A 24,625-nucleotide genomic window follows, 5' to 3' on the forward strand; every position below is an offset into this window, starting at 1 on the left:
TGTAATGATGGCTCTTGGAATGCTTGAGTTTGCATGGTCGTAATCCCCCTTTCGGCATATTTTGGGTGCAATGCTTGCTTTTTTCGTTGCGTATATCTTAACACAGATGGATTTAAACGGAAATAGAGGGGCTAAAAGCCCCTCGCTGTAATGAGCTTTCGCTTTACGCGAAAGCCACCTCACTCACTGAATACACTTCGATCAGCCCCCTTTCCAGTGATTCGTCGGCCCGACATCTATATTAACTCATAACCGATGAGCGAAAGGAAGCTAAAGAACGTTTATAAATGTTTTTTACCAGTCATGGACCGGTCATGTGCTAGAATAGAGATCAGTGGAAGTACAACGATTTCAAGGAAGTGAAAGCATGGATTTATTCTCATACGGCCAGGAAAATAATCCCGCCGGACGGCTGCTGGCCGACCGGATGCGGCCGACCACCCTGGATGAATATATCGGACAAGAGCATATCGTCGGTCCCGGCAAACTGCTGCGCCGGGCGATCGAAGCGGACCAGGTGTCCTCGATTTTGCTGTACGGGCCGCCGGGCTGCGGCAAGACGACGCTGGCGCATATCATCTCGAACCATACGAAGGCGGAATTCGTCCGCCTTAATGCGGTCGACGCGTCCGTCAAGGATGTCCGTGAGGTGATCGAGAAGGCGCAGAACGACAAGGCGTTTTACGGCACGAAAACGATTCTGTTCCTCGATGAAGTACACCGCTTCAACAGCTCGCGGCAGGACGCCCTGCTTCCGGCGGTGGAGAAGGGAACGATCATCTTTATCGGCGCGACGACGGAGAACCCGTTTCACTACGTAAACGGGGCCCTGCTCAGCCGCTCGACGCTGTTCCAGCTGGAGGCGCTGACGAAGGAGCACTCGCTGATCGCGATGCGGCGGGCGCTCGCCGACAAGGAGAAGGGCCTCGGCTTTATGAAGCTCGAGGCCACGGAAGAGGCGCTCCGGCACATCGCGGAGATGGCCAACGGCGATATCCGCCGGGCTCTGAACGCGCTGGAGCTGGCGGCGATGACGACGCCGCCGGACGCGGGCGGCACCGTCCGCATCACGCTGGAGGTGGCGGAGGAGTCGATCCGCCGCCCGCTCGTCAAGGCGGACGAGTCGACGCAGTACGACGTGCTCTCCGCGTTCCACAAGAGCATCCGCGGCTCCAGCGACGCCGCGCTGTTCTGGTTTCTCTACGCCGTAGAGAAACTGGGCATGGACCCGATGACGTTCATCCGGCGGCTGATCGCCGCCGCGAGCGAGGACATCGGGCTGGCTAACCCGCAGGCCATGGTGCAGGCGGTCAGCGCCCTGGACGCTTACCGCAACAACGGCTGGCCCGAAGCGAAGCTGAACATCGCGCAGGCGATCCTGTTCGCGGTGGAAAGTCCGAAATCTAACGCCGTGGTCGCGGCGATTTCGAAGGCGATGGCGGCCATGGACGAGGTCAAGTCCGCGGAAGTGCCGCTGCATTTGCGCGACGCCCACTATAAAGGGGCGGTCAAGCTCGGGCACGTCGGCTACAAGTATCCTCACGATTATCCCGGCCATTACGTGAAGCAGGATTACCTGCCGCCGAATCTGGCCGGCCGGACTTTCTACGAAGCGACCGAGCAGGGCAACGAGAGCAAAATCCGCCACAATCAGCAATTGCGGCGGAGGGGGGATTAACTGGATTTTCTCCAGCTAATTTGCCGGTCTGACCTCATTCGCAGAAAATAACTGGAAAACCTCCATCTATTTCGGAGGTTTTCCGCAAAGGGCAGGGTATTCGGCCAAAATAACTGTAGGTTTTGCAGTTATATTGCGCGAATTGTCGATTTCCTGATAATTAGCTGTAGGTTATCCAGTTATTTAGGCTCTTTTAATTTCGAGCGGCAAAAAAGCACCCGCGCAATCCGGGTAACTTACCGGATAGGCGGGTGCTTCATCTTTTTTCTTGAAATTATCGATGCCGGCCCAGCTCCGGTACCGGCATCTTCTCCGGCACTTCGATGATGCCGCCGCCGAGGCAAACATCACCGTCGTAGAACACGACGGCCTGGCCCGGCGTAATCGCCTTTTGCGGCTCGTCAAACGCCACGAACAAGGTGCCGTCTTCACGCGCCGTTACCGTCACGCCTTGATCCGGCTGGCGGTAGCGGAATTTGGCGGTGCATTGGAACGGCCCTTGCGGCAGCTTGTCCGCTCCGGCGATCCAGTTGATGTCGGAGGCGGTGAGGCCGGTCGAGTACAGGCTCGGATGCTTATCGCCTTGAACGACATAGAGAATGTTGTTGTCCAAGTCTTTCTCGGCGACGAACCACGGTTCGCCCGTGCCAGAGCCGCCGATGCCGAGGCCTTGCCGTTGCCCGAGCGTGTAGTACATCAAGCCGTCATGCCGGCCCTTGACCTCGCCGGTGACGATATCGACCATATCGCCCGACTTCGCGGGCAGGTAATGGCTCAAAAATTCGCGGAAATTGCGTTCGCCGATGAAGCAGACGCCGGTGCTGTCTTTTTTCTTGGCGGTGTACAACCCGGCTTCCTCCGCGATCCGCCGCACCTCCGGCTTTGGAAGATGCCCGATCGGAAACATCGCCTTGGACAACTGCTCCTGGTTCAGCGCGTTCAGGAAATAGGTTTGGTCTTTATTCCCGTCGACACCGCGCAGCAGCTTATAGGTTCCGGCTTCTTCCACGACGCGGGCGTAATGCCCGGTCGCCACGTAATCGGCGCCGAGATCAAGCGCCTTGTTCAGGAATTCGCCGAATTTGATCTCCCGGTTGCACATGACATCCGGATTCGGGGTGCGGCCCCGCTTATATTCTTCAAGGAAATAGGCAAATACTTTATCGTAGTATTCTTTCTCGAAATTGACGGTATAGTACGGGATATCGATTTGCTCGCAAACGCGGCGCACGTCTTCGGCGTCCGCTTCCGCCGTGCAGTAGCCGAATTCGTCGGTATCGTCCCAGTTTTTCATGAATATGCCGATGACGTCGTATCCTTGCTGTTTCAGCAGGAGCGCGGTTACCGAAGAATCGACACCGCCGGACATGCCGACAACGACGCGGGTATCTTGTATGGTTTTTGTCATGTTATCACTCCTTTAGGCGCCTTGGCCTGACGTTATTTTACCACAGGAACAGGCAACGTTCGAACCGTGGGTCGAAACGGCACAAACTTTTTGAACTTCCGTTCCATATTGTCCGCGCCTGACGAACAATTTATAAAAATCTCCACCGATTTGTTTTCCAAAACGGGATGGGATATGGTACGATAAACAAAGGTTAATGATAGGAATACGTTGTATTGGATTCCCCTCATTCTCCTTAATTGATCAAAGTTCAATTATATAAAGATTATTTGAAAATTGAAAGAGGTGGCTTCTTTGAAGATTTCCACGAAAGGACGCTATGGCCTGACGATTATGATGGAGTTGGCCGCTAAATTCGGTGAAGGGCCGACATCCCTCAAAAGCATTGCCGAAAAAAATCAGTTATCCGAGCATTATCTCGAACAACTGATCGCACCGCTGCGCAATGCCGGTCTGGTCAAAAGCGTTCGCGGCGCTTACGGCGGGTATATATTATCCCGTGAAGCAAGCGAAATCACCGCCGGCGATATAATCCGCGTGCTGGAGGGGCCGATTTCCCCGGTGGATTTCACGGAGGAAGACGATCCGGCCAAGCGCGATTTGTGGCTGCGGATTCGCGACAGTATCGCCGAAGTGTTGGATTCGACCACACTCGAAGATCTGATTTCCTTCCACGAGGAAGGTTCGAAGGAAAGTTACATGTTCTATATTTAAATACACTCAAGGCTCCTTTAGGGAGCCTTTTATTTATGCAGGCCCGAATTTCTATCCCTGGGAGATTAAAAGAAAATATGGTAGAGAGTCCAAGCGTGACAGGCTCAATTGCCATACTTTATGATGAGCGATCTTTTGGGAGGTGATTTTGTGCCTAAAGCTTCCGTTATTATGCCGGTTTATAATAATGCTCCCTATGTTCTGGAAGCGATTCACAGTATGCTGACTCAGACTTACAGGGACTTTGAGCTGATTGTCATAGACGACGGCTCGGCGGACGGGTCGGCCGATCTGATCTCGCAAATCGGCGATCCAAGAGTGAAGAAGGTTTTTCATTCTCAAAATAAAGGCGTTGTAGCCTCACTCAATGAAGGGCTTAGCCTGGCGACCGGGGAATATATCGTCCGGATGGACGGCGATGATATATCTACTCCAAACCGGTTGGAGGTTCAAATCTCGTTTATGGACGCCTATCCCGAAATCGGTTTAAGCGCCGCCGCGTTCACCAGCACCACCTCGGATAGGCCTAAAGTCAATCCGGCGCACCATGAAGAGATTCAAACCTGGCTTCTGTTTCATTGCTGCATATGCCATCCATTAGTCATTATGCGCAACGATCTGGTTCAACGTTTGGGAATCCGATACGACAGCAATTATCCTCACGCCGAGGACTACGAGCTTTGGAACCGGCTGGCGTTCCAAACCCGGATGGCTAACCTTCCTATTAATCTGCTATATTATCGTCAACATGGCGGACAAGTATCCCATATGCATAAAGCCATTCAAGACGAATCCGCCCGGAGGGTCCGGCAGCGGCAATTTACACAGCTCGGGTTGGAGCTGTCTCCGGAAGAAAACCAAATCATGCTCGATTTTATGTTTTTCCGTATCAATCCGTGGGACGCTCAAAGCTATTCCAGAGCCGCCGGCTTCGCGAATTGGGTGCTCGGGCAAAATGCGAAATATCATGTTTATGATCAACAAATGTTAAATTTGGCCTTTTCCCGGTGCATTTCCGTTCAGGCTTACTAATGTCGATATTTGCGATAATTATTATTATATTTAATAAGCTGTACAAAATCAGGTTTAATAAGCTGTACAAAATCAGGGAATACGATTAATATGTATAAGCACAGATCAGCCTACAACACGATTGCCGTCCCCTTAGGGGACGGTGATTCGTTTAAATACAGCATAAAAAAGGTGATGCCAAGATGAAAAACATATATATGGACCACGCCGCCTCGACGCCGATCCACCCGGAAGTGGCCGAAGCGATGTTCGCCGTCATGCGCGAGCAATACGGCAACGCTTCGAGCGTCCATTCTTTCGGACGAGCCGCCAAGCGGCTGGTCAACGGGGCGAGAGACCGCGTCGGCGAACTAGTCGGATGTCATCCCGACGAATTGGTGTTCACGGGCGGTGGGACCGAAAGCGACAATCTGGCGCTGTTCGGAGCGGCGGAAGCCCGCTCTGACCGCGGGCGGCATATCATTACGACGCAGGTCGAGCACCATGCCGTTCTACATACATGCCGCAAGCTGGAGGAACAGGGGTTCGAGGTGACTTATCTGCCGGTCGACCGGTATGGACAAGTTCATGCGGAGCAGGTGGCCGAAGCGATTCGCCCGGATACGATTCTGGTCAGTGTCATGTACGCCAACAACGAAGTCGGCACGATTCAGCCGATTGCCGAAATCGGGGAAATTACGTCGTCCAGGGATATCGTCTTCCACGTCGACGCCGTCCAGGCGCTCGGGGCGCTACCGATCGACTGCGACGGGCTTCCCGTCGATTTAATGAGCTTCTCCTCCCACAAGATTAACGGACCGCAAGGGATCGGGGCGCTCTATATCCGCCGCGAGCTGCCGATTGAGCCGATTCTATACGGCGGACTTCAAGAGCGCAAGCGGCGGGCCGGAACGGAAAATATGGCCGGCATCGCCGGCTTCGCCAAAGCGGCGGAGCTTGCGGCGGGGTCGCTTCCAGGGCGCGCCGCCCGCGATGAAGAGCTGCGCGGGGTACTGATTTCCGCGCTGGAGCGGGAGGTCGGCGGAAGCCATTTTCACGTCAACGGACATCCTTCGCTGCGGCTTCCGCATATCGTCAATATCAGCTTTCCGGAATGCGATACGGAGACGATGCTGATGAATCTCGACATGGAGGGCATCGCGGTGGCGAGCGGCTCGGCGTGCTCCTCGGGATCGCTCGAACCGTCGCATGTGCTGGAAGCGATGCACCTGCCGCAAAATCTTTTGCGGTCGGCGATTCGATTCAGCTTTGGTTTGGGTAATACTACTGAAGATATGGAAACTGCCGCCGAAAAAGTTGGAACCATTTTAACGCGTCTTCGTAAGAGAAGATAATGGGCGTCTTTTGTAGTTTTTTCGGAGGGAGGTTGTATCGTTTTTGGTGCGAAAGAATGCCGTATAGGAGGCTCCAAAGTTGATGAAACTTCAGGAGATGGTGGGTTTAGCCGTATTTGACCTGGAAAGCGGCAAGCAGATCGGGAAGGTCCTCGATATCCTGCTGAACGAAAGCTGGAATATCACCGGGATTCAACTGGAAGGTAAAGCCTTGTTTACCTCGAGTGTCAAGGTGGTGTTCTGGGAAGATATTGTCGCATACGGCGAAGATGCCGTAATGATTCGCAATCAACAGGCGATCCGTAAAGAGGAAGCCGAGCATATAGAGATTACTTTCGCAACGGGCGGCGGCAAGCTCAAGGAGCTTCCGGTGCTTACCGAGGATGGAACTTTGATAGGCCATGTAGCAGATGTTTATTTTGACCAGGAATTGGGAAATACAATTACAGGAATAGAAATCAGTGACGGGTTCATCTCCGATCTGATGGAAGGGCGAAAAGTGCTGCCTTTTATCCCCGGCATTGCCAAAGGTGAAAATGCGATCATCGTGCCTCCAAACAGTGAGCAGCGGCTGGAGGGCGCGGTGAATTCTGTCGAACGGATAGGTGATAATTGAATGACGATGAAATGTCCAAACTGCAGTTCCAAAGATATCGGCAAAATCGGTTCCCACCAGTTTTATTGCTGGGGTTGTTTTATCGAACTGACGGTAAACGGGGACAAGATGTCGGTGTATCAGGTGGAAGAAGACGGGACGCTCAGCTCTTTGGATGATTTGTTCTTCGGAGAAGAGGTTCCTCAAGATTACCCGCAAATGCATTTGTCGTAACTTGTAGATATCAGAATAATCATTTTATTCTAAAATAAGGCTCTCGTCCTGAAATCAGGAGGGGGCTTTTTTGTCGTTTCGCAAAGGCATTTCCGGGCAATAAAAAAATGGCAACATCGATCATGACGAAACCCTGTTATCAATTGATTGAGGATGAAAGCGCTTTGCTCTAGGATAAAATTAAGGAACCGGTAAGTTTGTCGCAAGCCGGCTCCGACACAGTTTATCCAAGGAGGTATCCTCATAAATGGAGTTACAGACAAGACAGCCTAATACCCAAGGCGCTAGAGTCAAGCTTCAACAATTCGGTCGGCTGCTCAGCGGGATGGTCATGCCGAACATCGGCGCGTTCATCGCCTGGGGGCTAATTACCGCTATGTTTATTTCGACGGGTTGGATTCCGAACGAGAAACTGGCCAGCCTGGTCGACCCGATGATCAATTACTTGCTGCCGCTGCTGATCGGCTATACCGGAGGCCAAATGGTCCACGGCAAACGCGGCGCCGTCATCGGGGCGGTGGCGACGATCGGCGTGATCGTCGGCGCCGATATTCCGATGTTCCTCGGCGCGATGATCGCGGGACCGCTTGCCGCATGGATATTGAAGCAATTCGATAAATTGATCGACGGCAAAATCAAATCCGGCTTCGAAATGCTCGTCAACAACTTTTCTCTGGGCATTATCGGCGGACTTCTGGCGATCGGAGCGTTTACGGGCATCGGCCCGGTCGTTCAGGCGATCACCAAAGCGTTATCCGCGGGAGTGGACTTCCTGGTCAACGCCCACCTGCTGCCGCTGGTCAATATCATTATCGAGCCGGCCAAAGTCCTCTTCCTGAACAATGCGATCAATCATGGCGTACTGAGCCCGATCGCGGCGGAAGAGGCATCAAGATTAGGCAAATCGCTGATCTTCATGCTGGAATCGAACCCGGGGCCGGGGCTCGGCATTCTGCTCGCGTATTGGCTCGTAGGGCGCGGCTCCGCGAAGCAATCGGCTCCCGGCGCGGTGATCATTCATTTCTTGGGCGGCATACACGAAATTTATTTCCCGTATATTCTGATGAATCCGCGTCTGATTTTGGCGGTCATCGCGGGCGGGGTTACGGGCACGTTCACGTTCCAGCTGTTCAATGCGGGTCTGGTCGCGCCTCCTTCGCCGGGCAGTATTTTTGCCTACATCGCCATGGCGCCGAAAGGCGGGTTGTTCCCGGTATTCACCGGCGTGATTACGGCGGCGGTCGTATCCTTCCTCATTGCGGCATTGCTGCTTAAAACGGGCAAAAAAGATCAGGAAGAGCAAGATCTCCAACAGGCGTCCGAGAAAATGCGGGAAATGAAGGCGGCTGGAACAAAAAATACAGTGCCTGGAGCCGTCAGTGAGAGCGTATCTAGCGTCCGCAAAACTACTGTGAAGAAAATCGTGTTTGCCTGCGATGCCGGGATGGGTTCCAGCGCGATGGGCGCATCCATTCTCCGCAAGAAGATGCAGGAGGCCGGCATCGACGTGACGGTCGTGAACGCGGCCGTTAGCGAGATTCCGGGAGACGCCGACATTGTCATCACCCAGAAGCAATTAACCGAACGTGCAAAGTCGAACCGACCGGACGCGGAGCACATTTCGATCGATAATTTTTTGAAGAGTCCGCATTATGATGAACTGGTTGAAAGATTGCGGGGATGACTCATCCGCATATTTAAAATTTTAAAAACCAAAAATATTGAAGACTAGCTCCGCTGCTAGTTTAACAAGCTGATTCATCTTTATAAGGGATTATCTTATTTCAAGCGAGGGATGAATATGAGGAAGTTTACCGCACGGCAGCGACAAATTCTCATGTTCCTCCTTAATCGGAAGAACGGGGTCACGGCGGCGGAAATCGCCGCCGAAATCAAGGTGAGCGTTCGAACGGTACATCGCGAATTGGATGAAATGGACCGGGGGCTGCGCACCTTCGGACTGGAATTGTACCGGAAATCCGGAACGGGAATCTCCATCCGCAAGGCGGGCGGAGATTTGCCCGCTGATGACGATATGGAGCGGTTCCGCAAACAGATCTTATCTGAGAAGCAGATTGATTTTTCCGGCGAGGAACGGAAGATCATGTTGCTGTGCGAGCTGCTCGAGGCGAAAGAGCCGATCAAAATGTTCGCGCTGGCCCACAACCTGAAGGTGACGGCGGCCACGGTAAGCAATGATCTGGATGAAATGGAGCGCGATGTGAACAGGCTGAACCTGCGGATGATCCGCCGCCGCGGTTACGGGGTCGAGCTCGAAGGAGCGGAGGAGCACAAGCGGGCGGCGATCGCCCGCATGGTCTCCGAGGAACTGAATTATTCCGAGCTCGTCGGCCCTTCCCCCTTCCACGAGCGGGAAGGGATCCGCAGGCTGCTCGAGCTGGCGGGGAAAGCCGATCTGCTCACAGTTGAGAACTGCCTGTGGGATATGAATTGGAATTGGACGGAGGAGCTGAGCGAGGGAGCCTACACCGGGCTGCTCATCGCTCTTTCCGTCACTGTCAGCCGGATTCGCAAGGGATGGCATGCCGAAGGCGGCTTGTCGGCGGCCGCTGTCGGCCCGGGATCGGGCTGGCTGAAAATGGCCGGGCAGATGGCCGAGCATTTGGCGGAAGTCTTTGCCATCCCCTTCTCGGAGAAGGAAGTGATTTACATCGCCGACTTGTTCCACCGGGCGAGACGCGAATCGCCTGAATTGGCACAGGCAGATATGGAATTGGCGGATATCGTCGGCCGTTTAATCGATGGGATCGAGAAGCGGACGGGCATTCCTTTTCAAGAGGACCGGCTGCTTAGGGAAGGGCTGCTGGAGCACATCAATCCGGCGCTGAAGCGTATCCGGGAAGGGACGAGAATCCGCAATCCCTTGCTTGGCGCGATTCGTAAGGATTACGAGGAATTGTTCGCCGTCGTCCGTGAATCGGTCGCGGATATCGGCGGAAATCTCGACATTCCCGATGAAGAAATCGGCTTTCTGGTCATGCATTTCGGCGCGTCCGTCGAAAGGCTCGGCCAGCTCGGCCGCCATGTGCGGGCGATTCTCGTCTGCTCCAGCGGCCTGAGTTCCTCCAGGCTGCTCGCAACGCGGCTTGCCAAGGAGATGCCGCAGATCGAGGTGCTCGGCAACGCCTCTTGGTATGAAGCGGCCCGGCTGCCGGAAGAGGATTACGATCTGATCATTTCCACGATCGAGCTGCCGCTTCCGAAGGACCGGTATGTACGGCTAAGCCCGCTGCTGACGCCCGAGGACAGCGAAAAATTGCTGTCCCATATTCAAACCGTGACGCTGCAAAAGCGCAAGCTTAGCGCTTCCGAGCCGGCCTATCGAAAGGAAGGCGCAATCGCCCGGCTAGGGACGCTCGGGGCGACGCTGAGCGAAATTATCTCATTGCTGGAAGGCTTTTCAATCTATGAATTGGACAATACGGACTGCGCGTTGCAGGAAATCGTCGTCAAGGCGCTGGAGCTCGTGAACGGGGCGGAAGACGACGGCAAATCCGGGGCAACGCCTGCTTCAAGTTCGACCGTCGCGTTGCCGCGGCATGCCGAACCTTCGATAGCCGACATTCCCGCGGTCGCCGAGCGATTGCTGGAACGCGAGCGCCTGGCGAGCCAGATCATTCCCGGCACGTCGCTCGCTCTGTTCCATACGAGAAGCCGTTTCGTCAACGCGCGGTCCCTTTCCTTGTTCAGGCTCAAACACCCGCTCCCCCTCGAACAAGGGGCGGAGGTCACGGTCATTTTGCTCATGCTCGCCTCCCGGGAGCTGTCCAAAGAAAGCCTGGAAGTGCTGAGCGAAATCAGCGCCCTGCTGTTAAAGCCGGAGCTGGTGACCCTGCTCGAATCGGGGGGAGAAGGCGAGATCCGTAATTTTTTGGCCGAGGAGCTGCTCGCTTTTTTCGAAAACAATTAACCGACTATGATACGACAAGGGAGAGAATGGACGATGAGCATACTGTCTATCGAAAAAATCGAATTGAACGCCAAGGTGAAAGATAAATACGATGCGATCCGACTTGCCGGACAATTGCTGGTGAAGGCGGGGCATGTCACCGAGGAATACGTGGATAAAATGGTGGAGCGTGAAAATATCGTTTCCACTTATATGGGCGGCGGTCTGGCGATTCCGCACGGCACCAAGGAGGCGAAAGCGATGGTCTTGTCCACGGGCATGTCGATCGTCCGGGTTCCCGAGGGGGTCGATTTCGGCGGGGATGAGCCCGCGTTTGTCGTCATCGGAATCGCCGGGGCCGGGGGAGAGCACCTGGGGATATTGACCAATGTAGCGACGATTTTCTCCGCGGACGAAAGCCTCGAACGGGTGATGGATGCGGGCACCAAGGAGGAAATTCTCGAAATCTTCGCCGGAGGTGAAGAGGCATGAAGGCGGTCCATTTCGGCGCGGGAAATATCGGCAGGGGCTTTATCGGACTCCTGCTGTCCCAGGCCGGCTATGACATCGTGTTCGCCGACGTGAATAAAGCCGTCGTCGATGCTCTTATTGAACGCGGGAAATATACGGTCGTACTGGCCGGAGAAGAGCGGGAAACGGTGCAGGTCGATGGAGTTACTGCACTGAACAGCGATGCGGACAGACAGGCACTCATCCAAGCTATCGCGGAGGCCGATCTAGTAACGACGGCCGTGGGGGTGTCCGTGCTGAAGCATATAGCGGGCGCGATTGCCGGCGGAATAGAGCGGCGTATCCGCGAGCTTCGTTCATCCCGCCCGCTGCATATTATCGCGTGCGAAAATGCGATCGGCGCCAGTACGCAGCTTAGAGACTTTGTATATGCGCAGCTTGATGAGGAGCTTAAACAAGACGCCGACAAGCTGATCGCTTTCCCCGACGCGGCGGTGGACCGGATCGTCCCGGGGCAGTCGCATAAGGATATTCTCAAGGTCACGGTAGAGCCATTCTACGAATGGGTCGTCGACGCTTCGCAAATGTTTCAAGGGTATATTCCGATACCCGGAGTTAAATACGTGCCTCGTCTGCAGCCTTACATTGAACGCAAGCTGTTTACCGTAAATACGGGGCATTGCTCCGTGGCTTATTTCGGCAATCTGCATGAGTATGACACGATCCACGCCGCGATGGACGATCCGGAAGTAGCGCGGCATGTCGCCAACGTTCTAAAGGAGACGGGGGCGGTGCTGGTGGCCGAGCACGGCTTCGATGAGGAGGAGCATCTGGCCTACATCGTCAGAATATTGCAGCGGTTCCGCAATCCCGCGTTGCGCGATGAAGTCGTCCGGGTGGGCCGCTCGCCGATCCGCAAGTTGTCACCGGGTGACCGGCTGGCCCTGCCCGCCGCCAAGGCCTTTGACGGCGGCCGAAGCAATCTGCATCTGGCCCGTACGATGGCCGCGGCTTTGCTGTTCCGGTCGCCGGACGATCCGGAAGCGCAGCGTCTTACGGCGATGGTGGAAACAAGCGGACCCGAGCGGACCGTCACGGAGATATGCGGGTTTCCCCAAGATCATCCGGTTCAGCTTGAAATATTGAACCAGTACGAATTGCTGCAAAGCCGTTTTTTTAAGTAAAATCATTCAAGTTCATTTATACAATTCCGGCTATTATTCTTATCATTTCATTTCCAACAAGTATCGCCGTCTTTCGGAATTTATCCGGAGGACGGCGATTATTTTCTTCCTTCCGGGCATATACTTTCTTCATAGCTGGTCCGACTCCAAGGTATGGGAGGAGGTAAATCGAAAGTGGAGCCGTTCAATAAAAGCAAGGCGTTCCGTTACGGGGTTTGGCTGCTGCTGGGGCTTGTCATCCTCTACTTCGTATGGCTGCTTCGGCCGATGTTCGCCGTCGTTTACGGCTTTTTGAAAGCCATTTTCTCCCCGTTTATCATCGCGGTCATCATCTCTTATGTGCTTAATCCCGTCGTGAAAATGCTGGGCGGGCGAAAGGTGCCGCGCACGGCGGCTGTGCTGCTCATTTACGCGGTATTCCTGACCAGCCTGGCGGTCATTTTGATGAATGTCATTCCGATGTTTATAGAGCAGTTGGAGGAACTTGGAGAGCATTTGCCGGAACTGACCTTACATACCCAGCAGCTGATGAACCGCTGGGACAATACCCTACTTCCCGGCAGTATCCGCATGGGGATGAACAACTGGTTTTTTCAATTCGAAAACAGGCTGGCCGCGGCAATTTCCAGCTTTTTGAACAATATCGGGACGACGATCGGCGTCGTGTTCAACGCGTTCATTATTCCTTTCCTGATATTCTATATGCTGAAGGATTTTGAAGTCTTCGAGCGGATGATCCTGAAATATTTGCCCCGCTCCCGCCGCAAGTCGATCGTAAGCCTGTTGAAAGACATCGACGAGGCGCTGGGCAATTACGTTCGCGGACAACTGCTGGTATGCGTCATTATCGGCGTGCTGGCCTACATCGGCTACATGATCATCGGCATGCCGTTTGCGCTTATATTCGCCGGGGTTGTCGCCGTCTGCAACGTCATCCCGTACCTCGGACCGTTTCTCGGCGCGGCCCCGGCCATGCTGATGGCGACGACGATCTCCTGGAAAATGGTGCTGATGGTTCTGCTAGTCAACATGCTGTGCCAGATGGTCGAAAGCAACGTCATTTCTCCCCAGGTCGTCGGACGGTCGCTTCACCTTCACCCGCTACTGATTATTTTTGCCCTTTTGGTCGGCGGTGAAGTCGGCGGGGTGGTCGGACTTGTTCTGGCCGTGCCGTTCTTTGCGGTCGGCAAGGTCGTCATTCAGCATTTCTATGCCTACTATGTCAGAAGGAAGACGGTATGACCGGCCGGATTGACAAGCGGCATTTCCGCCTTATATACTAAAAATAATTTGTTGAAACGATAGCTCCATAATTACAAAGCGTTGAAGAAATAAAGTATGTCCGAATGGATTTTCCCAGAGAAGGCGTTCCTTCGTCTGCCGGTTGGCCGTAACCATAAGGCTTCCCCGGCGGCGTCGGCTGAAAGAACCCGAATATCGCCGGACAGAAACGCTGATTTCCGAGTGTGAAATTGAAAAATTCACCGGGAGGTTCCCGTTACAGGACCGAACAAGGCGATCGCCTCCTTCTAAGTTGGAACGGGGAGACGATAACCAGGGTGGTACCGCGATACATTCGTCCCTGATTTTCAGGGGCGTTTTTTTCTTTTGAAGCAATGTTAAGCACCAATAAAACTTAGGGGGAATCATAGATGAAAGCAAGTGAAATCCGCTCCAAATGGCTGCAGTTCTTCTCCAGCAAAGGGCATAAGGTGGAGCCGAGCGCCTCGCTCGTACCGCATAATGACCCGTCCCTGCTGTGGATCAACGCCGGGATGGCGCCGCTTAAAGCTTATTTTGACGGCCGGGTGAAGCCGGAAAATCCGCGCCTCACCAATTCGCAGAAATGTATCCGTACCAACGACATCGAGAATGTCGGCAAAACGCGCCGGCACCATACGTTCTTTGAAATGCTGGGCAATTTCTCGATCGGCGATTACTTCAAAGAAGAAGCGATTACGTGGGCCTGGGAATTTCTGACCGGCAAAGACTGGATCGGGTTTGACCCGGAACGCCTGTCGGTCACCGTGTACCCGGAAGACGAGGAAGCGTTCAAGCTGTGGAACGAAAAAATCGGGATTCCGGCGGAGCGTATCATTAAACTGGAGGACAACTTCTGGGATATCGGCGAAGGGCCGTGCGGACCTTGTACGGAAATTTTCTACGACCGCGGGGAGTCCTACGGCGATCTGTCCGATCCCGAAATGTATCCGGGCGGCGAGAACGAACGCTTCCTGGAAGTGTGGAACCTGGTATTCTCTCAATTCAATCACAACAAGGACGGCAGCTACACGCCGCTTCCAAACAAAAATATCGATACCGGCGCGGGTCTGGAACGCTTCGCTTCCATTTTGCAAAACGTCGATTCCAACTTTGATACCGATCTGTTCCAGCCGATTATCGCCAAGACGGCATCGTTGGCCGGCGTGAACTACGGGGAGAAAGAAGATACGGATGTGGCGTTGAAGGTCATCGCCGACCATATCCGTACCGTAGCCTTTGCGGTTGCCGACGGCGTGCTGCCTTCCAATGAAGGGCGCGGCTATGTCATCCGCCGGCTGCTCCGCCGCGCGGTGCGCTACGGGAAGCTGATCGGACTGGACAAACCGTTTATGTATCAGCTTGTCGAAACCGTGGGCGAAATTATGGGCAGCTACTACACGGATGTATTGACGAAGCGTGAATTTATCGAAAAGGTTGTCTCCGCGGAAGAAGAGCGTTTCCATGAAACGCTGACCGACGGGCTGGCGATTCTCGGCGAGATGTGCGCGGAAGCCAAAGCGGCCGGACGCACGCTGATCGGCGGTGCCGACGCGTTCAAATTGTACGACACTTACGGTTTCCCGCTCGATTTGACGGAAGATTTTGCGGCGGAGCAAGGGCTCGGCGTCGACCGCGAAGGGTTTGAAGCGGCGATGGAAGAACAGCGCGAGCGCGCCCGCGCCGCGCGTCATGACAGCGGCAGCATGAAGGTTCAGGGCGGCGTGCTGTCCGATTTTACGACTAAAACGGAGTTCGTTGGATATAATGAGCTTGATACGGCAACGGAAATCGTCGCCATCATTAAAGATGACCAATTCGTCGATACGCTGAGCGCCGGGCAGAGCGGGCAGGTCATCCTGACCAGAACTCCGTTCTATGCCGAAAGCGGCGGTCAGGTGAGCGACCAGGGGATCATCAACAGCCAGGCGGGAACGGCCGAGGTGCAAGGGCTCTTCAAGGCGCCGCACGGCCAGCATGTCCATCAGGTGACCGTAACCTCCGGCGAGCTGCGCAAAGGGGCAGAGGTTGCCGCGGAAGTAAACAAGGAATTCCGCAGAGATATCGTCAAAAACCATACGGCGACCCACCTGCTGCACAAAGCGCTCAAAGAAACGCTGGGCGAGCATGTCAACCAGGCGGGTTCCCTCGTCGAGCCGCAGCGGCTGCGCTTCGACTTCTCGCATCTGGGCAGCATTTCGGCGGAGGAACTGGCGGAAATCGAACGCCGGGTGAATGAACAGATCTGGAACGCCCTCGATGTGATCATCGAATCGAAGCCGATCGATGAAGCGAAAGCGATGGGCGCGATGGCGCTGTTCGGCGAGAAATACGGGGATATCGTCCGCGTCGTGCAGGTCGGCGGCTACAGCCTGGAGTTATGCGGCGGGTGTCATGTGGGCAATACGGCGGAAATCGGCCTGTTCAAGCTGGTGAGCGAGAGCGGCATCGGCTCCGGCGTGCGCCGGATCGAAGCGGTGACCGGCAAGGGGGCATATCTGTTCATGGACGGTCAGCTCGAACTGTTGAAACAATCGGCCGGGCTTCTCAAAGCGAATGTAACGGATGTTCCGAAGCGGATCGAAGGGCTGTATCAGCAGATCAAGGATTTGGGCCGCGAGAACGAATCGCTGCAAAGCAAGCTAAGCGCGATCGAAGCCGGGGAATTAACCGATAAGGTCGTGACGGTAGGCCAAACGAAGCTGCTGTCCGCAAAAGTGCAAGCCGGCAGCATGGATGCGCTGCGCGGACTGGCTGACGAATTGAAGGCGAAGCTGCCTGACGCCGTGCTGGTACTTGGCGCTTCGATGGACGACAAAGTGAACTTTGTCGTGGTTGTGCCGCAGGACGAAGTGAAGCGCGGCCTGCATGCGGGCAAGCTCGTCAAGGAAGTCGCCGCGGTTTGCGGCGGCGGCGGCGGCGGACGCCCGGATATGGCCCAGGCCGGCGGCAAGGATGTCTCCAAGCTGGATGAAGCGCTCAAGCTGCCGGAGCAGTGGATCGCCACGCAGGGCTGAATTCAAGATTCGATGCCGAGTGAGCGCCGAAGAAATACTTCGTGATCAAAAGTTGAATTTTTGGACATCCCTACAATAAAGTTCAAAATTCGGCTTTTCAGCACCGAGAAGGTTGGATGAAGGCAGGAGTGAGGAGCGGAGCGTAGGAGGAGCCTACGTGAGCACCGGAGCGAGTGGCTGAATTCAAGATTCGATGCCGAGTGAGCGCCGAAGAAATACTTCGTGATCAAAAGTTGAATTTTTGAACATCCTATAGCTGAAAATTTCCTTGTGATGCCCATGATATGATATAGTAATGGTAGATAAAGACATCAGTTCCGTGGAAGTTTGCCGCGGAACTGAAAAAAGCGAGGTGTCATCATGGACTCCATGGATAAAACCGTCAAATTCAATGTCACAGGCGATGAGCAGGAAGTGTCGGCAGAAGAGATCCTGTTAGCAGTCTACGAGGCGCTCCAGGAGAAGGAATACAATCCGATTAATCAAATTGTCGGCTACTTATTGTCCGGGGATCCGGCATATATTCCGCGCCATAACAATGCGAGAAGCATGGTTCGCAAGAAAGAGCGCGACGAATTGATCGAAGAGCTGGTCAGATATTATCTTGCCGGCCACCGTTAAGGAGAACGGCATGAAAATATTGGGGTTGGATTACGGGGACCGGCGGATCGGTGTGGCCGTGAGCGATGCTTTCGGCTGGACCGCTCAAGGACTTACGGTCATTGAGCGCCGCCGCGAAGGCGACGACTTTGACCAAATCGCAAGGCTCGTTTCGGAACATGGCGTTGAGGAAGTCGTAGTCGGACTTCCGAAGAACATGAACGGAACGATTGGCCCCCGTGGTGAATTATGTATGGCCTTTGCCGAGGAACTGAAGGAACTCCTTCGGATTCCCGTTCATTTATGGGATGAGCGTTTGACGACGGTATCCGCGCATCGCACTTTGCTCGAGGCGGATGTCAGCCGAAAAAAACGCAAAGGGGTCGTTGATAAAATGGCCGCAAGTCTGATTTTGCAAAATTATTTGGACTCTAAGAGTCAAAGGTGAGGGTGATCGCACATGTCTAAAGATCGTATCGGCAATGAAGAAGAACCGGAAATCATTTATATCCCCGATGACGAGGGTAACGAAGAAGAGTTCGAAGTCATCATGAAATTCGAAGTCGACGGTTCGGACGCCAAGTATATGATGGTCGTTCCTTTGGATTCCACTGAGAATGAAGATGAAGAGAGCGAAGAAGTATACGCATTCCGTTACGAGGAAGACGGAGATGACCTGAAACTGTACACCATCGAAAGCGATGAAGAATGGGAAATCGTCGAAGAAACATTCAACACGCTGATCGACGAGTTTGACGGGGAGGATGACCGTGACTGATTACTCGGCGGATCAGGTTGTTTGGACTTCTCGCGTCAGCGATGCATTCGGTCCCGTGGTAGAGCTTCGGGACGATTCCGGCAATGTATCCTATTACAATGTCGAGAAGGAATTCGATGTGGCCGGGGCCGCGTATGCCGTGCTTCGCCTGGAGAATGGCCGGGAAAACGACGAGCCGGAAATATTTAAAATATTGACGGCGGACGACGGCGCATTGGAACTGGTGACCATCGACGACGACGATGAATGGGAAAATGTGTCGGAATTGTATGATGAATTAACTTTCCCGGAATAGACCTGACAGGCAAATTTGTGGTACTATAGATCGGACAAAAGAAGGGCGGGATAACCGCTCTTTTTACTTGCTAAGAGATCGGCTTTTAGAGGATTTCGTCGGTTTATGATGTTATTTGCCTGTGGAGGGGTTGAGCTGTTGAAGAAAGCGCTGAAATGGCTTGTCGCGATCGTCCTGGTGATCATCGTCGCGGGGGCGGGCGCCGGCTGGTATGTATATACGGGGATGCAGCCTGTAAAGAAAGCGGAGGCGCCCGTGAAAATTACGATCGAGCCGGGAACCGGCACGAATAAGATTGCCGGAGAACTTGAAGACCAAGGCCTGATAAAAAATTCTTATTTATTTTTGGCTTATTTGAAGTGGAAATCCGAGGGAAGCCGGTTCCAAGCCGGCGTTTATGAGATGAATCCGGGCGTTACCTACGATGAGATTATCGCCAAGCTGAACAGCGGCGATGTGGTCAAGGCGGAAATGATCCGCTTTACGATACCTGAAGGATTTACGGTCGCGCAAATGGCAGAAAAACTGGTGGAGCAGGGATTCGCCGACAAAGAGGTTTTTCTGGATCTGGCGAAGCGGGCCGAGGGAATTGAAGGCGGATTGATTGACGATCTCCCCGACCGTGAGGGAGTGACCTACAAACTGGAAGGCTATCTGTTTCCGGAAACTTATGAGCTGAAAAAGGGCAGCACCGAAGCCGAAATCGTGCAGCGGATGTTCGACGAGACGAATACCCGGCTGAATGGAATCCCGGATTTTCGCGAAAAGCTGGCCGAGCGCGGGCTTAGCCTGAATGAGCTGATGACGGTCGCTTCCTTGGTCGAACGCGAGGTTGTTGCGGATTCCGAGCGCGGCCTTGTCGCCGGCGTGATATATAACCGGCTGGCTCAAGGAATGAAGCTGGAGATCGACGCTACCGTCCAATATTTATTGGGCAAACCGAAGGAACGGCTTTTAAATTCCGATTTGCGGAGCGTCGACAGTCCATATAACACATACCTGTACGAGGGGCTTCCGCCGGGACCGATCGCCGCGCCGAGCCTGAAATCGGTTGAAGCGGCGCTGGCGCCGGAAGCTTCGGATTACTTGTTCTACGTAACGAAAAAAGACGGCAGCGGCGAGCACTTGTTTGCCAAGACCTACAACGAGCATTTGAAAAACATCGAGAAAAGCAAGGCTATGGCCGAATAACAGAGGTGGATATTCATGAGCAAGAAACCGGAACTGCTTGTACCCGCGGGTTCATTTCCAGAATTGAAGGCATACGTCGAGGCGGGGGCGGATGCGGTGCTGCTCGGCGAAGTAAAGTTTGCGATGCGGCTGCCGGGCGATTTTACCGTCCCGGAAATTGCCGAGGCCGTTAAATACGGCCATGAACGCGGGGCCAAAATCTATGTGAGCATCAACAAACTGATGCATAACGAACAGTTGGACGAACTGCGGAGCTATGCGTCCGAGCTTAAAGATACGGGGATCGACGGGATTCAATTCGGTGATCCCGCCGTACTGATGACGCTCAAAGAGATCGCGCCGCAAATTCCTTTGCATTGGAACGCCGAGATGACTTCGACGAATTATTCCACGGCGAACTATTGGGGGAGCAAAGGAGCTACACGGGTCGTATTGGCCCGCGAGCTCAATATGGATGAAATTACGGACATGCAGCCTATGCTGCAAGTGGAAGCCGAGGTCCAAGTACACGGGATGACCAATATTTACCATTCCAAACGCCGGCTCGTTCGCAGTTATATGACGCATCAAGGCCGTCAGGCGCCGGAGGGGAATCTCGATAAGGAGCGGGGGCTTTTCCTGATCGAAGCGGAACGTCCCGACGAGAAGTTCCCGATCTATGAGGACGAGAACGGAACTCATATTATGAGTTCGGACGATATTTGCATCCTGGAGGATCTCCATATCCTGATGGCCGCCGGAATCGGCAGTTTCAAAATCGAGACGCTGTTAAAGCCGATCGCTTATAATACGGCGGTGATACGGACGTATCGCAAGGCCATCGACGCTTATGTCCAGGATCCGGACGGATACGAATTCGACGAGACCTGGATGGAGGACATCCGCCGGGTTCAAGATCCCGAGCGTGAGCTGTCCTTCGGTTTCTTTTACAAGGAGCAGGTATTTTGATCTGCCGGCTATTCTTAGCATGTGCTTTATCAATAAAAAAGAGGTGAACGAAGATGCATACAGCGGAGAGACATATTCCGAAATACAGCGGCAAGCGGTACCGGCTGGATAAGCCCGAGCTGCTCGCTCCGGCAGGGAACCTCGAGAAACTGAAATTCGCGATCCATTACGGGGCGGACGCCGTGTATATCGGTGGGCAGAAATACGGCCTTCGTTCCAATGCGGACAACTTCAGCTTTGAGGAAATGCGCGAAGGGGTTGAATTTGCCAAAAAGTACGGCGCCAAGGTGTTTGTCGCGACAAATATCTACGCCCATAACGAGGACCTGGAAGGGATCGAAGAATATTTACGGAACCTGTACGAGGCGGGAATCTCGGCGGTCATCGTGGCCGATCCGATCATCGTCGATACGGCACGCCGGGCGGTGCCGGAACTGGAGGTGCATCTCAGCACCCAGCAATCCACGGTAAACTGGCAAGCCGTAAAGTTCTGGAAAGACGAAGGTCTTCCCCGAGTCGTGCTCGGCCGCGAGACGAGCCTGGAAGAAATAGAGGAAATCAAGAAGCATGTAGATATCGAGCTCGAGACCTTCATTCACGGAGCGATGTGTTCCTCGTATTCCGGGCGCTGCGTATTATCGAACCATTTTACCGACCGCGATTCCAACCGCGGGGGCTGCTGCCAGTCCTGCCGCTGGAAATACGATCTCTTCGAGGATGCCCGGCCCGAAACGGCTTGGATTTCCGAAGAAGAAGCCATGGAGGATCCGGCGCTGCGGCAGTTCCGGCTCGGCGTGACCCAGCTACCGCTGTTCGAGGAACAGGACAACGCCTTTACCATGGGCTCGAAAGACTTGTGCATGATTGGACATATTCCCGATCTGATCGATTCCGGCGTTGACAGCTTCAAAATTGAAGGCCGGATGAAATCGATACATTATGTCGCGACGGTCGTCAATGTGTACCGCCAGGCCATCGACTCCTATATGGCCGATCCCGACAATTACGTGCTGAAGCCGGAATGGATCGAGGAGATCAACAAGGCGGCGAACCGTCCGCTGAACACCGGATTCTTCTATGATACGCCGGATCACGAGGATCATATTTATGAGCCCGAGGAAAAGGCGGCGCCGTACGATTTTGCCGGTCTGGTGATGGAATACGACGAGGTTTCCGGCATGGCGGTCATTCAGCAGCGCAACCATTTCAAGCCGGGGCAGGAAGTGGAATTTTTCGGTCCGGGCGGGACGTTCTTCAAGCAGACGATCGAGGCGATCTGGGATGAAGAGGGCAATGAGCTCGATGCGGCCCGTCACCCGCTGCAAAGGGTCAAAATCAAAGTGGATCGGCCGGTATCTTATTTCGATATGATGCGGAAAAAGAAATAACTTTGATAACAATATATTTTTATCGGAAGCCTTCGCGGGTAGGTCGCCTGCGGAGGCTTTTTTTTTGGCGGTTTTTGTCAGTTCAACTGATTGTTTATAGGACAAAAGACCCCTTTTTGCATTTAGCTGCTTTTTTTAACTTAAAACTTTAAATTCATGCCTATGATTTACCGATATTAAAAAGGAAGCAGGTATTTACTGTCGAATAATGTAATTGACACACAATGTTAGTAAGGTACTTTGAAGCATGACCTTAAAACCGGTTTGAGGATGCTTCGACAATTCTGAGCGGTGGGTGATTGACATGGGTATGGTTCCGAAGAAGGAGAGCCAAGATGCAAACAACAAGGAATCTAAGAAAAAAGGCATAGGGGGGGCGAAAGCAGTCAATGAAGGTTTGAGGAAAACCTTGGAAGCCGGATGGAAGAATAAAGCAATCTCTTCTGTCGCCAAAGTTCTCCCCAGCCAGATGAATCCCAGCAAATCGGTAGGCGTAAGGCTGTTTCTGATTTTTTTCATCGCCATTATGTTCTTCGTGCTGACGATCGGGATCCTGTCCTATCAAATGGCCAAAGGGACGATTGAGAAAAACGCTGAAAGCGCTAACCTGCAAACGATTATTCAAACTTCTCAAAAGTTGGATATCGTCCTGGAGAAATATGAAGACAATCTTCAGCAAACATTTTTGGACGATGAGATGCAAAGTTCGATCGCGGACGCTTCGCTGTCAACCATTACGGATTACGAACGGTTTACCGTGACGAAAAAAATGACGGACCGCTTGAACTCATTGACGTTTTCGACCAACGGAATCGTAGCGGTATATATGTTCTCCGCGGACAATCTCGTAAACGATTTGAGTACGGGCAGCGCCAATACGGCGTTTATGGAATCGGCCAGAGAACAGCCATGGTTTAGCGAGATGGCCGAAAGCACGAAAACGATGTGGATGAATGTCCCGGAAAAGGAATCCGGTACGGGGATTTTCCGGCTTGCCAGATCCGTCCAAAGCGTTACCAGCATGAAGCGGTTCATTTTGGTTGCGGACATCAAACTGGATGTGCTGACCGAGTACTTGAAAGAGCTTAATCTCGGCGCGAAATCGGAAATTCAAATGCTGACTCCGGACAATATCATCGTCACTTCTTCGGTCGATGGATTGGAGGGACAGCCGACAGGCATCGACCTTGCCAAAGCGGGGGATGAGAGAACCGACAGCTTTATTACCGAAAATGTAGACGGCGATGACGTACTGGCCGTGTATAATACTCAGGATACGACGGGCTGGAAGATGGTCGGAACCGTTGCGACAGCGGAATTGTCCAAGGACGCAAACGGAATTTTGATTACTACATACGTTTCTGCTATTGTGGTTGCTATCATTACGGTCCTTCTGGCGGTATGGATGGTCAGAATGATCGCTTATCCGCTGGGGAAATTGAGAAATCTGATGGAAGAAGGCGCGAAGGGGAATCTCAATGTCCGGATGCACTCGAAGGCCAAGGATGAGATCGGACAATTGACCGGCAGCTTTAACCTGATGATGGAACATATTACGGAGCTTGTGAAGCAAACGAATCATTCGGCGAAAGACGTGCTCGACACGGCTTCCGAGCTGACGGAGGCCTCCAACAAGACCGCGATTTCAGCGAGAGAAATCGCCATCGCCACGGAAGAAATCGCGAACGGGGCTACAAGTCTTGCCAATGAGGCCGAGCGCGGCAATTCGTTGACCGAGAATATTTCCCGGCAGATGGAGCAGGTTGTCCTTGTCAACAAAGAGATGGAGGAATCCGCCCACCAGGTCGAGAAATCGAGCCAATTGGGTACGGAATACTTGAACGGCCTGCTAAGCAAGACGAATACGACGGTGGAAATGATCAATGCTTTGACCGAGAAAGTGGATTCGTTGAAGGCAAGTACGTCTTCCGTGCTGAAAGTGCTTGATGTGATGCAAAATATTACGCAGCAAACGAATATCCTGTCCTTGAACGCCACGATTGAAGCGGCCCGGGCGGGTGCGGCCGGACGCGGGTTCATGGTCGTCGCCGACGAAATCCGCCAGCTCGCGGACCAATCGCGCCAATCCATTACGATGGTCGGCGAAATTACGGACAACATTCAGCGCGAAATGAACGAAACAGTACAAGCCCTGTCGGAAGCAAGCCCGCTGTTCCAGGAGCAAATCAGCTCCGTCAAGGAAACCAGTCAAATCTTCGTTTCCGTGCAAGAGCAGATGGCCGGCTTTATCCGCCATCTGGATACCGTTACCGCATCGATCGATGAATTGAACAATTCGCAAAACGTTCTCTCCGAGGCGATGGGCAATGTCAGCGCCGTTGCGGAAGAGTCTTCGGCTACGTCGGAAGAGGTTGCTTCCCTCAGCAGCGAACAGCAAAATGTCGGGGAGCAGCTCGTTCAATTGTCGAACAAACTTGAGAATGTATCGAGCGGGCTCAAGGAATCGTTGTCCAAATTTACGGTTTAAAAGAGCAGAATAATCTGATGTGCATAACCGCCGGGGCGAACCGCCCCCGGCGGTTTTTTGCGTTTAAAGTGTGAACTAACCGTTCCGGGGAAATACTGGA

21 protein-coding genes are annotated in these 24,625 nt (G+C 53.5%); 20 read left to right on the plus strand and 1 reads right to left on the minus strand.

The window, feature by feature from the left end; translation table 11 throughout:
- Positions 1-367: 367 nt before the first annotated feature.
- Positions 368-1,678 carry a replication-associated recombination protein A gene (locus V3851_RS24305; RefSeq protein WP_331849033.1) on the plus strand — a complete coding sequence of 437 codons (1,311 nt, stop codon included), beginning with the start codon at positions 368-370 and terminating at the stop codon, positions 1,676-1,678.
- A gap of 274 nt (positions 1,679-1,952) precedes the next feature.
- Here the strand turns inward: V3851_RS24305 and mnmA are convergent, their stop codons facing one another.
- Positions 1,953-3,086 (minus strand): tRNA 2-thiouridine(34) synthase MnmA, encoded by a 1,134-nt coding sequence (gene mnmA, locus V3851_RS24310; RefSeq protein WP_331849034.1) that lies wholly within the window; start codon positions 3,084-3,086, stop codon positions 1,953-1,955.
- Positions 3,087-3,380: 294 nt separating this feature from the next.
- Between mnmA and cymR the strand changes: the two genes are divergently transcribed.
- The 19 genes from cymR (at position 3,381) to V3851_RS24405 (ending at position 24,525) form a co-directional block, all read left to right on the plus strand.
- Positions 3,381-3,800, plus strand: a complete 420-nt coding sequence (gene cymR / locus V3851_RS24315; protein ID WP_331849035.1) for a cysteine metabolism transcriptional regulator CymR — start codon at positions 3,381-3,383, stop codon at positions 3,798-3,800.
- A gap of 150 nt (positions 3,801-3,950) precedes the next feature.
- Complete coding sequence (locus V3851_RS24320; RefSeq protein ID WP_331849036.1) at positions 3,951-4,832, plus strand: glycosyltransferase family 2 protein; 882 nt, start codon at positions 3,951-3,953, stop codon at positions 4,830-4,832.
- Positions 4,833-5,014: 182 nt separating this feature from the next.
- Positions 5,015-6,166 (plus strand): cysteine desulfurase family protein, encoded by a 1,152-nt coding sequence (locus tag V3851_RS24325; protein ID WP_331849037.1) that lies wholly within the window; start codon positions 5,015-5,017, stop codon positions 6,164-6,166.
- Between the two features lie 82 nt (positions 6,167-6,248).
- Positions 6,249-6,782 (plus strand): PRC-barrel domain-containing protein, encoded by a 534-nt coding sequence (locus V3851_RS24330; RefSeq protein WP_331849065.1) that lies wholly within the window; start codon positions 6,249-6,251, stop codon positions 6,780-6,782.
- A gap of 6 nt (positions 6,783-6,788) precedes the next feature.
- Positions 6,789-6,995: a hypothetical protein gene (locus tag V3851_RS24335; protein WP_331849066.1), complete on the plus strand. Its 207-nt coding sequence runs from the start codon at positions 6,789-6,791 to the stop codon at positions 6,993-6,995.
- 247 nt (positions 6,996-7,242) lie between these two features.
- Complete coding sequence (locus tag V3851_RS24340) at positions 7,243-8,679, plus strand: PTS mannitol transporter subunit IICB (protein ID WP_331849038.1); 1,437 nt, start codon at positions 7,243-7,245, stop codon at positions 8,677-8,679.
- 117 nt (positions 8,680-8,796) lie between these two features.
- Entirely contained in the window at positions 8,797-10,926 is a 2,130-nt protein-coding gene (locus V3851_RS24345) for a BglG family transcription antiterminator (protein WP_331849039.1), read from the plus strand.
- Positions 10,927-10,959: 33 nt separating this feature from the next.
- Complete coding sequence (locus V3851_RS24350; protein WP_331849040.1) at positions 10,960-11,397, plus strand: PTS sugar transporter subunit IIA; 438 nt, start codon at positions 10,960-10,962, stop codon at positions 11,395-11,397.
- Complete coding sequence (locus V3851_RS24355; protein WP_331849041.1) at positions 11,394-12,560, plus strand: mannitol-1-phosphate 5-dehydrogenase; 1,167 nt, start codon at positions 11,394-11,396, stop codon at positions 12,558-12,560. Before V3851_RS24350 ends, V3851_RS24355 begins: the two co-directional genes overlap by 4 nt.
- A 174-nt stretch (positions 12,561-12,734) precedes the next feature.
- Positions 12,735-13,802: an AI-2E family transporter gene (locus V3851_RS24360; RefSeq protein ID WP_331849042.1), complete on the plus strand. Its 1,068-nt coding sequence runs from the start codon at positions 12,735-12,737 to the stop codon at positions 13,800-13,802.
- Positions 13,803-14,212: 410 nt separating this feature from the next.
- Positions 14,213-16,837, plus strand: coding sequence for an alanine--tRNA ligase (gene alaS, locus V3851_RS24365; RefSeq protein WP_331849043.1), 2,625 nt, complete (start codon positions 14,213-14,215; stop codon positions 16,835-16,837).
- Between the two features lie 360 nt (positions 16,838-17,197).
- Entirely contained in the window at positions 17,198-17,458 is a 261-nt protein-coding gene (locus V3851_RS24370; RefSeq protein WP_331849044.1) for an IreB family regulatory phosphoprotein, read from the plus strand.
- Between the two features lie 10 nt (positions 17,459-17,468).
- A complete protein-coding gene (gene ruvX, locus V3851_RS24375) occupies positions 17,469-17,885 on the plus strand; it encodes a Holliday junction resolvase RuvX (protein WP_331849045.1) in 417 nt (138 codons plus the stop codon).
- Positions 17,886-17,897: 12 nt separating this feature from the next.
- Complete coding sequence (locus V3851_RS24380; protein ID WP_331849046.1) at positions 17,898-18,215, plus strand: DUF1292 domain-containing protein; 318 nt, start codon at positions 17,898-17,900, stop codon at positions 18,213-18,215.
- Entirely contained in the window at positions 18,202-18,510 is a 309-nt protein-coding gene (locus V3851_RS24385; RefSeq protein ID WP_331849047.1) for a DUF1292 domain-containing protein, read from the plus strand. The genes V3851_RS24380 and V3851_RS24385 overlap by 14 nt, the downstream gene beginning before the upstream one ends.
- A gap of 138 nt (positions 18,511-18,648) precedes the next feature.
- Entirely contained in the window at positions 18,649-19,701 is a 1,053-nt protein-coding gene (mltG, locus tag V3851_RS24390; protein ID WP_331849048.1) for an endolytic transglycosylase MltG, read from the plus strand.
- Between the two features lie 15 nt (positions 19,702-19,716).
- A complete protein-coding gene (locus V3851_RS24395; RefSeq protein ID WP_331849049.1) occupies positions 19,717-20,649 on the plus strand; it encodes a peptidase U32 family protein in 933 nt (310 codons plus the stop codon).
- Between the two features lie 53 nt (positions 20,650-20,702).
- Positions 20,703-22,037 carry a peptidase U32 family protein gene (locus V3851_RS24400; RefSeq protein ID WP_331849050.1) on the plus strand — a complete coding sequence of 445 codons (1,335 nt, stop codon included), beginning with the start codon at positions 20,703-20,705 and terminating at the stop codon, positions 22,035-22,037.
- 310 nt (positions 22,038-22,347) lie between these two features.
- Positions 22,348-24,525, plus strand: a complete 2,178-nt coding sequence (locus tag V3851_RS24405; protein WP_414859355.1) for a methyl-accepting chemotaxis protein — start codon at positions 22,348-22,350, stop codon at positions 24,523-24,525.
- Positions 24,526-24,625 lie beyond the last annotated feature (100 nt).

The organism is Paenibacillus haidiansis (assembly GCF_036553665.1).
Lineage (GTDB): Bacteria > Bacillota > Bacilli > Paenibacillales > Paenibacillaceae > Fontibacillus > Fontibacillus haidiansis.